Origin of the sequence: Halomonas sp. MCCC 1A11062 (assembly GCF_021404355.1) — a bacterium.
Lineage (GTDB): Bacteria > Pseudomonadota > Gammaproteobacteria > Pseudomonadales > Halomonadaceae > Halomonas > Halomonas aerodenitrificans.
In genome coordinates this window covers 36,308-51,734 of the sequence record NZ_JABFTW010000029.1, presented here as the reverse complement: position 1 = coordinate 51,734, position 15,427 = coordinate 36,308, and the positions used below count along the sequence as shown (strand labels likewise).

Annotated in this window: 14 protein-coding genes; 12 read left to right on the top strand and 2 right to left on the bottom strand. The window is 63.5% G+C overall.

Annotated elements, in window-relative coordinates; all coding sequences use genetic code 11:
* Positions 1-1,057: TRAP transporter substrate-binding protein DctP (gene dctP / locus HOP58_RS20580; protein ID WP_234261421.1), on the bottom strand; the 1,057-nt coding region annotated here is incomplete at its 3' end.
* A gap of 221 nt (positions 1,058-1,278) precedes the next feature.
* On the opposite strand from dctP, the gene HOP58_RS20575 reads away from it, so the two are divergent.
* From HOP58_RS20575 to HOP58_RS20535, 9 genes are all read left to right on the top strand, one after another.
* The gene (locus HOP58_RS20575) at positions 1,279-2,313 is read left to right on the top strand and encodes an AraC family transcriptional regulator (RefSeq protein ID WP_234261419.1); all 1,035 of its coding nucleotides are present in this window, start codon (positions 1,279-1,281) and stop codon (positions 2,311-2,313) included.
* A 289-nt stretch (positions 2,314-2,602) separates the two neighbouring features.
* A complete protein-coding gene (locus HOP58_RS20570; RefSeq protein WP_234261417.1) occupies positions 2,603-3,826 on the top strand; it encodes an ABC transporter substrate-binding protein in 1,224 nt (407 codons plus the stop codon).
* A 17-nt stretch (positions 3,827-3,843) separates the two neighbouring features.
* Entirely contained in the window at positions 3,844-4,062 is a 219-nt protein-coding gene (locus HOP58_RS20565) for a hypothetical protein (protein WP_234261415.1), read from the top strand.
* 15 nt (positions 4,063-4,077) lie between these two features.
* Positions 4,078-5,637 (top strand): acyl-CoA synthetase, encoded by a 1,560-nt coding sequence (locus HOP58_RS20560; protein ID WP_234261424.1) that lies wholly within the window; start codon positions 4,078-4,080, stop codon positions 5,635-5,637.
* 3 nt (positions 5,638-5,640) lie between these two features.
* A complete protein-coding gene (locus HOP58_RS20555) occupies positions 5,641-6,798 on the top strand; it encodes an acyl-CoA dehydrogenase family protein (protein ID WP_234261413.1) in 1,158 nt (385 codons plus the stop codon).
* 53 nt (positions 6,799-6,851) lie between these two features.
* Positions 6,852-8,042 (top strand): beta-ketothiolase BktB, encoded by a 1,191-nt coding sequence (gene bktB, locus HOP58_RS20550; protein ID WP_234261411.1) that lies wholly within the window; start codon positions 6,852-6,854, stop codon positions 8,040-8,042.
* Between the two features lie 49 nt (positions 8,043-8,091).
* A complete protein-coding gene (locus HOP58_RS20545) occupies positions 8,092-9,744 on the top strand; it encodes a fatty acid--CoA ligase (protein WP_234261403.1) in 1,653 nt (550 codons plus the stop codon).
* Between the two features lie 191 nt (positions 9,745-9,935).
* Entirely contained in the window at positions 9,936-11,672 is a 1,737-nt protein-coding gene (locus tag HOP58_RS20540; RefSeq protein WP_010626347.1) for an AMP-binding protein, read from the top strand.
* A gap of 78 nt (positions 11,673-11,750) precedes the next feature.
* Positions 11,751-12,647 (top strand): bile acid:sodium symporter, encoded by an 897-nt coding sequence (locus tag HOP58_RS20535; protein WP_010626346.1) that lies wholly within the window; start codon positions 11,751-11,753, stop codon positions 12,645-12,647.
* Between the two features lie 10 nt (positions 12,648-12,657).
* Here the strand turns inward: HOP58_RS20535 and HOP58_RS20530 are convergent, their stop codons facing one another.
* Positions 12,658-13,674 carry an AraC family transcriptional regulator gene (locus HOP58_RS20530; protein WP_234255718.1) on the bottom strand — a complete coding sequence of 339 codons (1,017 nt, stop codon included), beginning with the start codon at positions 13,672-13,674 and terminating at the stop codon, positions 12,658-12,660.
* On the opposite strand from HOP58_RS20530, the gene HOP58_RS20525 reads away from it, so the two are divergent.
* The 3 genes from HOP58_RS20525 to HOP58_RS20515 all read left to right on the top strand — a co-directional run bounded on the left by HOP58_RS20525 (position 13,655) and on the right by HOP58_RS20515 (position 15,422).
* Positions 13,655-14,050, top strand: coding sequence for a nucleotidyltransferase domain-containing protein (locus tag HOP58_RS20525; protein ID WP_234261402.1), 396 nt, complete (start codon positions 13,655-13,657; stop codon positions 14,048-14,050). The genes HOP58_RS20530 and HOP58_RS20525 overlap by 20 nt on opposite strands.
* On the top strand, positions 14,047-14,574 hold the full coding sequence (locus HOP58_RS20520) for a hypothetical protein (RefSeq protein ID WP_234261401.1): 528 nt from the start codon (positions 14,047-14,049) through the stop codon (positions 14,572-14,574). The genes HOP58_RS20525 and HOP58_RS20520 overlap by 4 nt, the downstream gene beginning before the upstream one ends.
* A gap of 194 nt (positions 14,575-14,768) precedes the next feature.
* Positions 14,769-15,422 carry an ABC transporter ATP-binding protein gene (locus tag HOP58_RS20515; protein WP_234261400.1) on the top strand — a complete coding sequence of 218 codons (654 nt, stop codon included), beginning with the start codon at positions 14,769-14,771 and terminating at the stop codon, positions 15,420-15,422.
* Positions 15,423-15,427 lie beyond the last annotated feature (5 nt).

The following is a 15,427-nucleotide window of genomic DNA, read 5'->3' as shown; positions in this document are numbered from 1 at the left end:
TGCGGCTCATGTTGAACGGCGCGGAGATGTCACGCCAGGTGGCGTAGTGCTCCAGGTAGCCGATCATGGAGTGGTAGACCTTGGCGTGGTCCGGGTGCTCGCAGGCGCCGCGCAGGATCACGTCGTTGGTGACTTGCTGGATATGAGCCAGGTCGGATTCAGAAAAATGGTTGATGGTCACACCGGCGTCGATGAATTTCTGAGTGCCCTCGGTCGACTCCCTTTCCGACCAAGCCAACGACCAGGCCAGGGTGGCATCGGCGGCGATCCTGAGCTTCTCCTGGGTCTCCTCGGAGAGGGCGTCCCAGGCGTCCTGGTTGATCATCACGCCGAACACCGTCGCCGACTGGTGCCAACCCGGCGTGGCCCAGTAGTCGGCCACTTCCGCCAGGCCCACGCTATAGTCGATCCCCGGCGCCGAAAACTCGGCGGCATCGACTACACCACGCTCGATGGCCTGGTAGACCTCACCGCCGGCCAGGGTGACTTGGGAGCCGCCCAGCTGCTCGAGCACGCGGCCCTGGTCGCGTCCGGCGAGACGCAGGCGCTTGCCGTCGAGATCGGCAAGGCTCTCGATGGGCGTGCGGCCCATGAAGCCCGACTCGTTGTTCAACACGCCATACGGCAGGTAAACCAGACCGAACTGACCGTAGATCTCTTCGTAGAGCTCGCGGCCGCCCCACTGCTGAATCCAGTTCAGGTAGTCCACGGCGTTGAACAGCATGGGCGTGGAGGCCAGCGGCGAGAAGGCCGGGTTGCGGCCGGCCCAGTAGCCGGGCCAGTCGCCAGAGGCTTCGATACTTCCGGTCTCGGTGGCGTCGAACACCTCGGTGCCGGGCATCAGGGTGCCGCCGGCGCGGAAGTCGATCTGCAGCTCGTCGCCGGCGAGTTTGTTGACCAGCTCCACCCAATGACGGTCGATCTTGATCGCATCGATACTGTCCGGCCAGGTGGTGGTCATGGTCCAGTTTTGCTGAGCCTGAGCGGTAGCGCTCAGAGAGAACAGGCTCACGCCGATGGCGAGCCCGGCGAGCATGATGGCGTGCTGGGATTTCATCTTGTTTTCCTTACCTTTCAATCAGCTTGATGCTGTTTTTATAAAAGAGGCGTTTTCACTCCCGACAACCCAGGCCTGTCTGGCGCTCTTTTGGCGAACCCTCGTCAATGGCCTCGGGAGCGATGTTGTCTGAGGCTACTCTACAAAGGTATCCTGGGTTCAAGGAAGGTCAGAAACGGTCTTCATGAGGTCTTTTTCGGACATTCATCGAGGCGGCCATCATGCCTGCTTTCCAAACTAACCTGCTGAATCAGAAGATTTATGCGCCTTATAAGATTGCCGCTTTGGTCGATGCCGTGGCGGCACAGGGCATAGCGCCCGAGGTGGTGTTGGATGGCCTTGGCCTGGATCGGGAGGCCCTCGCGGACCCGGCCACCCTGGTTTGCATCAAGCAGTACATCGATGCATGCACCAATGTCATTGAAGCAGGGGCCAACCTTTCCACTCCTTTCGAAACTGCCGCCAGGCTGCATTTGACTGCCTACGGCATGTATGGATATGCCCTGCTCACCAGCCCGACCATTCGTGATTACTTCAATTTCGGCGTGAAGTATCACCCCCTGGCGACGCCGACCCTGCATATGACATGGCGGGAATCGGAAGAGTCGGCCATCTTTGCGTTCAAGGAGGCCTACTCGTATATCACGAACATCGACACGAGAAATTTTCTTATCCAGCAACAGATGGGGCAAAACGTTATCCATATTCGTGACGCCGTTGGCCCCAGCCTGACGCCTACGAAAGCCCTGCTTGCCTATTCCGACGAAGGCACAAGGGACATTCACGAAAAATATCTTTGCTGCGAGTGTCACTTCGATCAAGAAGCGAGTGAGATTCACTACCCCAAGGAAATTCTCGATCAATCTCCTTTGTTGGGAAATCAGCTTTCCATCAAGTTGCTTCAGGAGACCTGCAACCAACTCCTCGGCCAGACCAAGATGTCGTCTGGTATCACGGGGGAGGTCTATCAAATCCTGATGATGTCGCCGAACAGCTTTCCCAGCATGGAAGCCGTCGCCAATACGCTCTGCATCACCACCCGCACCCTGCGCAGAAAGCTGGACGCAGAAATGACGAGCTACAGGGAAATCCTTGATGACGCCCGCAGCGCTCTGGCAACCGAGTATCTGCTGGCAACGAAAATGAGTACGGACGACATCGCAGCAAGACTGGGATTCAGCGACAGCGCAAACTTCCGAAGAGCATTCAAGCGCTGGACAGGCAAATCGCCACACCAGTTCAGAAAGAGCGGATAGTCGGTGCCGCCAGACACCGAGTGGCACGTTCTGCCTTCCAACCTCTAGACCAAAGTCTTATCCCCCACCTTTGCCCCACATAGTTGGCACGAATTGCAAAAAGTGTGGCGTGATGCGTAAACCCAGCGAATCACTTTCCTCCTACCATGAACGGGCGAGCCTGGGAGCGAGTGGCCGCTTTTGAGCCAACTCACACCCTTTGCACAGAGGTTCACCAAATTACACACAGGCTTATCCACAGCCTGTCGCAACGACCCACAGCCTCTCACAACAACCACAAGGGCAGACAATGACAACGACACGCCGCTTCACCCTGGGAGCGCTCGCCGCCTCCATCATGCTCGTCGGCCAAACAGCACACGCCGAGATCACCGACAACGAGATCCGCATCGGCTACCTGGCCGACATGTCGGGCCCCTATCGCGACCCCATCGGCCCCTTGGGGCTGGATGCCATTCAGATGGCCATCGAAGATGTCGGCGGCAGCGTGGCCGGCGCCAATATCGTGGTGTTCAGCGCCGACGACCGTAACAGCCCCGACGTGGGCTCGAGCATCGTTCGCGAGTGGATCGACGAACGCAACGTCGACATGGTCACCGGCCTGGTGGCCTCTTCCGTCACTCTGGCCGCCGTTCGGCTGCTGGAGGAAGAGAACCGCCTGGGCCTGGTCAACGGCGCCGTCTCCTCCGGGGTGACCAACGAGAGCTGTTCGCCCAACCACATTCACTGGGTCTACGACACCTGGGCCATGTCCAACGGCACCGCCAAGGCGATCACTCAGGAAGGCCACCACAACTGGTACCTGCTCAGCGCCGATTACTCCTTCGGCCATGCGCTGGAAGGCGACGTCGAGCGGGTGGTGCTAGAGAATGGTGGCACCATCGTGGGCAAGGCGCGCCACCCCTTCCCCAGCAACGACTTCTCCTCGTTCCTGCTGCAGGCCCAGGCCTCCGGTGCCGACGTGATCGCCCTCAACAACGCCGGTTCCGACACCATCAATGCCATCACCACGGCTGGCGAATTCGGCATCACCCAGGCGGGCCAGGTGCTGGCAGGCATGGTGCTGTTCAGCACCGACGTGCGCAGCATCGGCCTTGATGCCGCCCAAGGGCTGCAGTTCACCAAGGCCTGGTATTACGACCTCAACGACGAGACACGTGCCTGGGCCGAGCGTTTCCGCGAGCGTACCGGCAGCATGCCGACCATGGTTCACGCCGGTCTCTACTCCAGCACGCTGCACTACCTGCAGGCCATCGACACCATCGGCACCGACGAAGCCCAGGCCGTACGCCAGCAAATGGCGGCCACGCCGATCGACGACATCTTCGCTACCGGCGGCTACATCCGCGAGGACGGCCGCATGGTGCATGACATGTATCTGGTGGAAGTGAAGGCACCGGAAGAGTCCCAGAACGAGGACGACCTGTTCCGCGTGGTGCGCACCATTCCCGCCGAAGAGGCTTTCCGCCCGCTTTCGGAGAGCCAGTGCCGACTGGTCGCCAACGGCGCCTGAGCCAGGAGGATCATGCCATGAACCATATGCCCCCTTCCGCGCCGGCAACGGTCAATGCCTCCTTGCTGTGGGTGCTCTGCCCCGACGAGCCGGGCCTGCCTGCGGCTGAGTCCGCCGGCAGGCTGACGGGCCGCGAGGCAGGCACCCGCCTGGCAGGGAAGTGCGTCGATGCCCCCGCCGTCACGGCGGGGGCGACACGCCAGCGACAGCGTGGCATTGCGGCCAACGATGACTGAGAGGTCCAGGTAATGATGAACCAGACAGCATCCACACCCAGCAGAATTCAGCAGAACACCATCGGTGCCGCACTGAGTCGCAGCGCACGCAAGCACGGCGACAAGCTGGCGCTGGCCTTCGAGAGCCGACGCTGGAGTTACGCCGAGCTGAATCGGGCGGTGAACCGGGTCGCCAACCGCCTGCTGGCATCGGGCATGGCGCCGGGCGACCGCCTGGCCGCCTACGGCAAGAACTCCGATGCCTACGTGATCGCCTGGCTGGCCGCCACTCGCGCCGGCTTGGTGCACGTGCCGATCAACTTCGCGCTGAGCGCCGATGAGCTGCGCTACATTCTCGAGCAATCCGGCGCGAGTGCGCTGCTCAGCGACCTGAGCCTGGCCGACAACGTGGCCAGGGCGAGCGAAGGGCTCGGCCTCTCGCTTTCCGGTACCCTGCACGCCGAGGGCGAGACGGGCTTCGACGTGCTGCAGGTAGCCCTCGACAAGGAGAGCGGCGACGCTAGCGAGCCGGATGTCGCGATCGACAGCGCCAGCCTGGCCCAGCTGCTCTACACCTCGGGTACCACGGCGGCCCCCAAGGCGGCGATGATGACCCACCAGGCGCTGCTCGCCGAGTACATGGCCTGCATGGTGGAGCTCGACATCAAGGGCGACGAGCCGATGCTGGCCGCCCTGCCGCTCTATCACTCGGCACAGATGCACGTGTTCCTGATGCCGGCGCTGCTGCTCGGCGCCCCGGTGCACCTGCGCATGGCGCCACTGCCCGACGACTGCCTGGCGCAGATCGCCGGCGAAGGCATCGCTTCGTTCTTCGCCCCACCCACGGTGTGGATCAGCCTGCTGCGTCATCCCGCTTTCGACAAATTCGACCTCTCGACGCTGAAGAAGGCCTACTACGGCGCCTCGATCATGCCGGTGCCGGTGCTCGAGGAGCTGCAACAGCGCCTGCCCGGGGTGGGGCTCTACAACTGCTACGGCCAGAGCGAGATCGCGCCGCTGGCCACCGTGCTGCGCCCCGAGGAGCACGCCGAGCGCCCGGCATCCGCGGGCCGCCCCATCCTCACCGTGGAAACGCGCGTGGTCGACCTGGAGATGAACGACGTGCCACCCGGGGAGCACGGCGAGATCGTGCATCGCTCGCCGCAGTTGCTCACCGGCTACTGGGACAAGCCCGAGATGAGCGAGGAAGCCTTCGCCGGCGGCTGGTTCCACTCCGGCGACGTGGGCTACTTCGACGAGGCGGGCTATCTCTACATCGTCGATCGCATCAAGGACGTGATCAACACCGGCGGCGTGGTAGTGGCCAGCCGCGAGGTGGAAGAGGGGCTGTTCAAGCATCCTGCCGTTTCCGAGGTTGCCGTGATCGGCCTGCCGGACGCGAAGTGGATCGAGGCGATCACCGCCGTGGTGGTGCCCAAGGTGGGCATGGAGGTGAGCGAAGAGGAGCTGATCGCCCACGCCAAGGCCCACATGGCGCCCTACAAGGTGCCCAAGCGCATCCTCTTCGCCGAGGCCCTGCCCAAGAGCACCGCCGGCAAGATTCTCAAACGCAACCTGCGTAAGGAGCTCGGCTGACCCATGAGCGCACCGCAAGACGACCTGACGCCGTTGTTCCACGACACCATCCGCCGCTTTCTCGAGCAGGAAGTGGCGCCCCACTACGAGGCGTGGGAAGAAGCCGGCGAGATGCCGCGTTCGCTGTGGCAGCAGCTCGGCGAGGCCGGCCTGCTGGGCATCGATCTGCCGGTGGAACTCGGCGGTAGCGACGCCGACTTCGCTATCGTTCAGTTGGCGCTGGAGGAGATATCGCGGCAGGGCTTCGGCGGGTTGGCCAGTGCCTACAACATCCACGCCAACATCGTCATGCCCTACCTGCTGCACATCGGCACGCCGGCCCAGCGCGAGCGCTGGCTGCCGGCCATGGCCAGCGGCGAGACCATCGGCGCCATTGCCATGACCGAGCCCGGCGCGGGCAGCGACCTGGCAGCAATGAAGACCCGCGCCAGCCGTACCGAATCGGGCTGGCGGCTCGATGGCAGCAAGCTGTTCATCACCAACGGTCAGATCGCCGATCTGGTAATCGTCTGCGCCAAGACCGACCCCGCCGCCGGCGCCCGCGGCGTCTCGCTGTTCCTGGTCGATACCACCCTTGCCGGCTTCTCCCGCGGCCAGCCGATCAAGAAGATCGGCCAGCACGCCAGCGATACCGCCGAGCTGTTCTTCGACGACCTGCGCCTGCCAGAAGACGCCCTGCTCGGCGAGGCGGGCGCCGGCTTCGCCTATCTGATGCAGGAGCTGCCCCGCGAACGCCTCGGCGTGGCAGCCCAGGCGCTGGGCGCCATGGAGGGAGCGCTGGCGCTGACCCTCGACTACGTGCGCGAGCGCCGCGCCTTCGGCCGCGCCGTGGGCGACTTCCAGAACACCCGCTTCACCCTGGCCGAGGTGCGCGCGCAGATCGACATGGGCCGCGCCTACTTCGAGCAGTGCGTGACGAAGTACCGTCGCGGCGAGATGAGCAGTACAGATGCCGCCATCCTCAAGCTTCAGCTCAGCGAGATGCAGTGCCGCACCATCGACGCCTGCCTGCAGTTGTTCGGCGGCTACGGCTATACCCGCGAATACCCGATTTCACGCTTCTACCTGGATGCCCGCGTGCAGACCCTCTACGCCGGCACCTCGGAAATCATGAAGGAAGTGATCGCCCGCTCGCTGCTCGGCAAGAGCGACACGGCCTGATCGCTTGCCCAGGCAATCCAAGAAGGGCAATTCAAGGTACACAGGAGAGTTTCATGCGTCTCGATTCCGTCGTCATTCTCGACAGCGCCCGCACCGCCATCGGCAGCTTCGGCGGCAGTCTGGCCGGGCTCGCTCCCCATGAGTTGGGCACCATCACCGCCCGTGAGGCGCTGGCCCGCGCCGGCATCGAGGCCGGGGCCATCGACCATGCCATCTACGGCCACATCATCACCACCGGACCGCAGGACGCCTACCTGGCCCGTCATATCGCCCTGGATGCCGGCGTGCCCGAGGGCGCGGCGGCGTTCAACGTCAACCGCCTGTGCGGCTCAGGCGTGCAGGCGATTCTCTCAGCTGCCCAGCAGATCGTGCTCGGCGACAGCCGTCTGGCGCTGGCCGGCGGCGCCGAGTCGATGAGCCGAGGTGCCTACCTGCTGCCGCCCCAGGCTCGCAACGGCCTGCGCATGGGCCACGCCAGCGTCACCGACCTGACCCTGGGCGTGCTCAGCGACCCCTTCGGCAGCGGCCACATGGGCGTGACCGCCGAGAACATCGCTAAACGCTGCGGGCTCGAGCGCGAGGCGATCGACCGCTTCGCCCTGGAAAGCCACCACAAGGCTGCCCGCGCCATCGCCGAGGGCCGCTTCGATGAGCAGATCGTGCCAGTCACGGTGCGCGAGGGGAAAAACGAGCGCCAGTTCTCGCGTGACGAGCACGTGCGCGACGGTGTCACGCTGGAGGATCTCGCCCGACTCAAGCCCGCCTTCGCCAAGGAGGGCGTGGTCACCGCCGGCAACGCCTCGGGCATCAACGACGGCGCCGCCAGCCTGGTGCTGGCCCACGCCGACGAGGCCGAACGCCGCGGTCTTGCGCCACGCGCGCGGCTGGTCTGTGCCAGCACCGCCGGGGTCGAACCCGGGCTGATGGGTCTGGGGCCGATTCCCGCCGTGCGCCGCTGCCTCGACGAGGCAGGGCTCTCCATCGCCGACATTGACGTGATCGAATCCAATGAGGCCTTTGCCGCCCAGGCCATGGCGGTAGCACGCGAGCTCGACTTCCCCGCCGAGCGACTCAACCCCAACGGCGGTGCCGTGGGGCTGGGGCATCCCGTCGGCGCCACTGGCGCGATCCTGACCATCAAGGCGCTGGCCGAACTGGAGCGCACCGGCGGTCGCTACGGGCTGATCACGCTGTGCATCGGCGGCGGCCAGGGCATCGCACTGATCATCGAACGTTGCGCTTGATCGAAACGCAACCTGCCGCAGAGTGAAAAACAAATACAAGGACATGTAGATGAACACCGTCACACCAAAAATTCTGCCTGCCACGCCCTCCGCCACCAACCCACCGCTGCTGATCGGCGAGCTGCTCGACTCCGGCGTGCGCATGGCCGGCAACAATCAGATCGTCTATCGCGACCTGAGCCGCCATGATTACCGTCGCTTCCGCGAGCGGGTCCATCAGCTCGCCCACACGCTCAGCGCCCAGGGCGTAAAGGCCGGTGACGTGGTGGCAGTGCTCGACTGGGACAGCCACCGCTACCTGGAAGCGTTCTTCGCCATCCCCATGCTAGGCGCAGTGCTGCACACGGTGAACGTGCGCCTGTCGCCAGAGCAGATCCTCTACACCATGGAGCACGCCGAGGACGATTTCGTACTGGTGCATGAGGACTTCGTGCCGCTGCTCGAGCCCTTGGCAACGCGCCTGCCGCGCATTCGCGGCTACCTGCTATGTCAGGATGCTCCCGCTCGGGTAGAGAGTTCACTGAATCTGGTGGGCGAATACGAGGCGCTGCTGGCCACACAGCCTAGCCATTACGATTTCCCCACCTTCGACGAGAACGCGGTGGCCACGCTGTTCTATACCACCGGCACAACCGGCAACCCGAAGGGGGTGTTCTTCACCCATCGCCAATTGGTCCTGCACACCATGGGCGAGGCCAACGCCTTCCAGACGCCGGGCTTCGATCTGCTCAACCGCGACAAGGTGTACATGCCGATCACACCGATGTTCCACGTGCATGCATGGGGCGTGCCCTACACCGCCACGCTGATGGGTGCCACCCAGGTCTACCCCGGACGCTATGAGCCGGAAATGCTGGTCAAGCTGCTGGTGGGCGAGAAGGTCGACTTCTCCCACTGCGTGCCGACCCTGCTCAACATGGTGGTCGGCGCCGAGGCCATTGCTTCGGGCAAGGTGAACCTCTCCGGCTGGAAGGTGCTGGTGGGCGGCAGTGCCCTGACCCAGCCGCTGGCGCAGAAGGCCTGGGAACTGGGCATCGACACGCGCAGCGCCTACGGCATGTCCGAAACCTGCCCGCTGCTCACCGCCGACATCCTGCCGCGGGATATCAACGAGGCGGACTTCGCGACCCAGCTGCCGTGGCGCTGCAAGGCGGGTGTCGCGGTCCCGTTCGTGCATCTGGAAGTGGTCGACGAGAGCGGCACCCCACTGCCCCACGACGGCGAGAGCGTGGGCGAAGTGCGCGTACGTGCGCCCTGGCTCACTCAGGGCTACTACAAGGAGGAGACCCGCAGCGAAGAGCTATGGCGTGACGGCTGGTTGCATACCGGCGACGTGGCGGTACTCGACGAGCGCGGTTTCCTGCAGATCCGCGACCGCATCAAGGACGTAATCAAGACCGGCGGCGAGTGGATCTCATCGCTGGAGCTGGAGAACCTGATCGGCCAGTGCCCGGGCATCTCGGAGGTGGCAGTGATCGGCGTACCCGACGAGAAGTGGGGCGAGCGCCCCGCAGCACTGGCGGTGCCGAGCGATCCCAACAGCCCGCCCCAGGCGGAGGAGGTCCAGGCCTTCCTGCAGCGCTTCGTCGACGAGGGCCACATCAACCGTTGGGCGGTTCCGTCGTTCGTTCGCTTTGTCGACGAAATACCCAAGACCAGCGTGGGCAAGCTCGACAAGAAGCGTATCCGCCAGGAGGTATAGACAACGATGAAGGGGGACTTCGGATGCCCATGGCCTCTGAAGTTCAACTGTCGTTCAACAGCAGAGCTGGTTACTGTAAGCAAATAGACTGTAAGAAAGTAGACTGCAAAGAAAGTAATAAGAAAGGGCCTGGTTCACTGTGTTGGCGAATACCGTCGTGCAGCAGCCAGGCCGCTCATGAGAGGCCATTCATGTCGAACGTTCAGTATTACGATAACAAACCCTGGATGAGCCATTACCTTGCCGTCCAGCCTGACACCGGTGAAGCCACCGCCAGCCATCACCTTCACGACAACCTGCCGGCGCTCCTTCAGGCGGCCGGGCAGACCTACAGCCAACAGCTCGCCTTCACCACCTGCATGCCCAACGGCATGAACGGCCGCCTGACCTACGCCGAAGTGGAAGAGATGTCGGATGCCTTCGCCGTTTACCTGCGCGAATGTCTCCAATTGGAAGCCGGCGCCCGCGTGGCCGTGCAGATGCCCAACTGCCTGACGCTGCCGGTGGTGGCCTTCGGCATCCTCAAGGCCGGCTGCATCCTGGTGAACGTCAATCCGCTCTACACCAAACGGGAGATGGCACACCAGTTCAACGACAGTGGTGCCCAGGTGCTGGTGATCGTCGACATGTTCGTCGACAAGCTGGAGGCGATCCTCGAGCAGACCGGGATCAAGCAGGTCGTGGTCACCTCCGTAGCCCAGTGGTTCCCGCCCATGGTGAAAGGGGTCTTGCAGTTGGTGCTCAAGTACTGGAACCGGGTGATTCCCAAGCACCGGCTGAGCGTTCACACCATCGATCAGGCCCTGTCAAAGGGGCGCCAGGTGAAAGCCGACACCGGTGTCGATGTCCGCCAGTACTGGCAGCATCTGTCCCGCACGGATACCGCCCTGCTGCAATACACGGGGGGCACCACCGGGGTCAGCAAGGGCGCCGAGCTGACCCACGGCAACCTGATCAGCAACCTGGAGCAGGTCGACTCGGTGGCCGGCAGTCACATCGAGCCGGGCAAGGAGTGCATCCTGACGGCGCTGCCGATCTACCACATCTTCGCCTTCACCGTTAACCTGCTGGCCTTCTACCACAAGGGGGCGCACAACGTTCTGGTGCCCAGCCCACGCCCGATTCAGAACTGCCAGCGCGCCTTCGACAATTACGACATCTCCTGGATCTCGGGAGTCAACACCCTCTACAACGCCCTGCTGAACGAGGAGTGGTTCACCGTCTATCCGCCCCGCTCCATGAAGGTGGCACTGGCCGGCGGCACCTCTCTGCACAAGTCGGTGGCCGAACGCTGGCGCAACGTGGTGGGCAGCCCCATCACCGAGGGCTACGGCCTGACGGAAACCTCCCCCGTGATCTGCTTCAACCCCATCGGCAAGGAGCTCACCGACTCCATCGGCATTCCCGCGCCGGAAACCGACGTGCGCATCGTCGACGATCAGGGCGAGCCGGTGGCGGTGGGTGAGCCGGGCGAAATCATCGTGCGCGGGCCGCAGGTGATGAAGGGCTACTGGAACCGCCCTGAGGAGACCGCCAACGCCCTCAAGGACGGCTGGTTCTACACCGGCGATATCGCCGTGATGAGCGAAGACGGCCACTTCCGTATTGTCGACCGCAAGAAGGACATGATTCTGGTCAGCGGCTTCAACGTCTACCCCAATGAGGTCGAGGACTGCATCGCCCGCATCCCCCAGGTGCAGGAGTCGGCGGTGATCGGCGTTGCCGACGCCCAGTCCGGAGAGGCCGTGCATGCCTATGTGGTGCTGCGCGAAGAGGGCATCAGCGAGAAGGATGTCATCGCCCACTGCAAGCAGGAGCTGGCCGGCTACAAGGTGCCGAAAAAGGTGGTGTTCTGGGACGAACTGCCCAAGACCCCCGTCGGCAAGGTACTGCGCAAGGAAGTGCGAACCGCAGCCACAGGCGGTTGACCTCATTGACCGCGTAGCGGGTTCGATAACAACGACTCAATAACCATTCAATAACAACGAGACGCTGGAGCATAACGAATGCTGAGCCCATTGGAAGAGACCCTGCTCTCCCTCATGATGGTGATCATCATGTTCGGCATGGGGTCGTCGCTGACCTTCAAGGACTTCAGGCTGGCCATGCGCCACCCGCAGGCCGTCGGTGTGGGGTTCGCCTCGCAGTACATGCTGATGCCGCTGATCGCCTTCCTGCTGTCGCGGGTGCTGAACCTGACCCCAGAGCAAACGGTGGGCCTGATACTGGTGGGCTGCATGCCCGGCGGCACCACCTCCAACATCTTCGCCTACTTCTCGAAAAGCCTGCTCAGCCTGAGCATCATGATGACCATCTGCTCCACCCTGGCCGGTTTCATCATGGTGCCGCTGCTGATGGAGCTCTACACCCAGGGCATCGACGACGCCTTCCGCATTCCGCCGGATCAGATCGCCCGGCTGCTCTTCGTGCTGCTGATCCCCACCCTGATCGGCATGTGGCTGCGGCGCAGGAACTCCAACGTCGGCGCCGTCATCGAGCTGATGGGGGGCATCCTCGGCGCCATCGTCATCCTCTTCCTGGTGGTCACCTGGGTGCCCAGGAACTGGCGCCTGCTGGTCGAGACCGGCTGGGAGGTCTATGCCGCGGTCATCCTGATCGGTCTGATCGGCTTCGCCTTCGGCTACCTGTTCTCCCGCTCGCTGCGGCTGAATCCGCAGAAGGCCAGAACGGTGTCGCTGGAAACCGGCATTCAGAACGGTCCGTTGGCGGCGCTGATCGTGATCATGACCTTCGCCGACGAAACCCAGCAGCTGATCCTGCTGATTCCGGTGATGTACTCGCTGTTCATCGTCATCAACTCCACCATCGCCACGCTCTTCTATCGCCGCATGACCCGGCGCGAGGAGCTGGCACGGGACCAGGCCAAAGTCGAGCCGGCCTGACGGCGCAAGTTCAGGCGCTCTGGGGCAACCTTGTACTCGCCCGCCGGTAGGCAGCGGGCGAGTTGCCCGTCCAGCCCTTGAAGGCGCGGCTGAAGCAGGCCAGGTCCTGAAAACCCAGCTCGTCGGCGATGGCCAGCAGCGGCCGCTCGCTGCGGGTCAGGGCCTGGATGGCGAAGTCGCGCCGAAACTCGTCCTTCACTGCCTGGAAGTGAGTGCCTTCGGCGGCCAGACGCCGCGACAGCGTGCGCACCGACATGTGCAGCGCCCGGGCCACGTCATGCACCGAGCCCGAGGTGGCGAGATGGCGCGCCAGGTGCTCGCGCACTCGATGCGACACCACGCGATCCTCGAAGGAGACGTAGAACCAGTCGGCCGGTGCCCGGCGCAGGAAGGCGCCCAGGTGCTTCTTGGTCTGGCGGATCGGCAGCTCGAGCAGGGCGGCGTCGAAGTAGATGGCGGTCTGCTCGCGCTCGAAACTCACCTTGCCCGGATAGAAGTAGAGATAGTCGGCGCTGTGGGGCGGCTGGGCGTAGGCGCACTCCATCATCACCGGCGGGATCTTGCTTGCGATCAGCCACGAACAGATACCGTGGAACAGCTTGAGCATCAGCTCGTGCACCAGGATACGGCTGCCTGTCGGCGGCCGATGTTCCACCAGCGCCACCCGCGCCAGCCCGTCCTCGACGCGATACTCATAGCCGAAGTCGTCCAGCACGATGCGGAAGAACAGCGTGTAGCGATGCAGCGCCACCTTCAGCGTGGGCGCCTCCAGCACGCTCAGGCACAGCAGCTTGAGCGTACCGCTGCGCAGCGGCCGGGCGAAGAAACCCGGTGTCTCGTCGTCGCAGGCGTTGACCAGTAGCCGGTAGAGCGTGGCGAACTGCTCCACCGTCACCCGTCCGTGGGGCGCGCTGAGCAGGAACGGCGAGATGCCCGCGCGAACGAGATAGCCTTCGCGGGCAGCCTCGCTTTCGGGCACCCCGAGGAACAGCTCGTTGACGAAATGCATGGATACCGTGACGGTCAAGACTGGCTCACCTGCAAGCGTGATATCGCGTAATGATGCTAGACTCATCATGCCATTGATGGAGCACACCGCAATGCGCCTGACACATGAACAGGTTCATATCATCCTGACGACTGTCCACGATATTGTCGGTGGCGACGTCGAAGTGCGGTTGTTCGGCTCTCGCCTGGACGACAATCGCAAAGGCGGCGATCTCGATCTTCTGCTCATCTCGTCGACTCCGCTGCCACGCCTTTCCCTGGCCGAAATCAAGTGCAAGCTCGAAGAGAGGCTTTACCTGCCTGTGGATATTTTGGCTTACTCGCGGGACAAGAAGCCTTCGCCTTTCCAGGCCATTGCCCTTAACCAAGGTTGCCCATTGAAAGAGGCGGCATGACACACGACCTGCTCGAAGAACAGCGACTCCACCTTGCCAGGCTGCTCGAAGCCATTCAGCGCTGCGCATGGTTTCTTCATCAGTCTGATGGCAAGCTCGAGTGGCCGATCGATGCTGCCCAGTTGGAAGCGCAGAAGAAGGACGTCGACCTGTTCGAAACCTTGGCTGCCATCAATGAGCGATTTGCCAAGCTGCAAGACTCCCTCGCTTCCGCCATGCGGCACAGCGCTCTGTTGATGGGTGAGCCTACCGACAGCTTCCTGAAGATACTCGCCTTTTTCGAGAAACAGGGTGTCGTCGAGTCAATGGATGACTGGCAGCGCTGCCGTATGGTTCGAAACATGGCAGCGCATGACTATGCCACGGACTACAGCGAGATCGCTGATCATTTCAACTTGCTCCATGATCTCAGCAAGATGCTGTTCCAGACAGCACGCAGGTTGCTCGATATTTGCCATCGCCTGATCGGTATTGAGCCCGCTTCCTCCGACTTCACCAACGAGTTCGAACGCATCTTCGCCTGAGCCGTCCGCTTGGGAAGCACTGAACAAATCGACGAGCGAGATGAAGCACAAGGCGCACGGAGCACAGGAACCGGAGCATATGGGGTATATGTGAGAATTCCGCGCACCGCGCAACGCAGTGATTCGCTCGCGTAGGCATTTGTGCAGCGCTTCCCTTGTGGGACGATGAGCCTTTCCCCAAGGAAGGCCCGGCCATGCTCGAATTTCACCAGGTTCACAAGACCTACGCCACGCCCCAAGGGCCGCTTGCGGTGCTGGTGGGCGTCGACCTCGAGCTGCGCGGCGGCGAGAGCCTGGCGCTGATGGGCGAGTCCGGCAGCGGCAAGTCGACCCTACTGCACCTGGCGGCGGGTCTCGATCTGCCGGACAGCGGCGAGGTGCTCCTTGCCGACCGCTCGATCTCCGCGCTGGACGAGCCTGACCGCGCCCGCCTGCGTCGCGATACCCTGGGCCTGGTATTCCAGCAGTTCCACCTGGTGCCGAGCCTGAACGTGCTCGACAACCTGCGCCTGCAGGCGCGGCTGGCTGGGCGTGAAACGCCCGAGTGGTCGGCACATCTGATGCAGCGGCTGGGACTTGCCGGCCTGGAACGGCGCTACCCCGAGCAGCTCTCCGGCGGCCAGCAGCAGCGCCTGGCCATCGGTCGGGCGCTGGCGCCACGCCCCGCCCTGCTACTGGCCGACGAGCCCACCGGCAACCTCGACGAGACCACCGCTGGCGAAGTGCTGGCCCTGCTGCTGGAACTGGTGCGAGAGGCCGGCAGCGCCCTGCTGATGGTGACCCACAGCGCTCAGGTGGCGGCACCGCTGGACCGTTGCCTACGCCTCACCCACGGCCGGCTGGGCTGACGGAC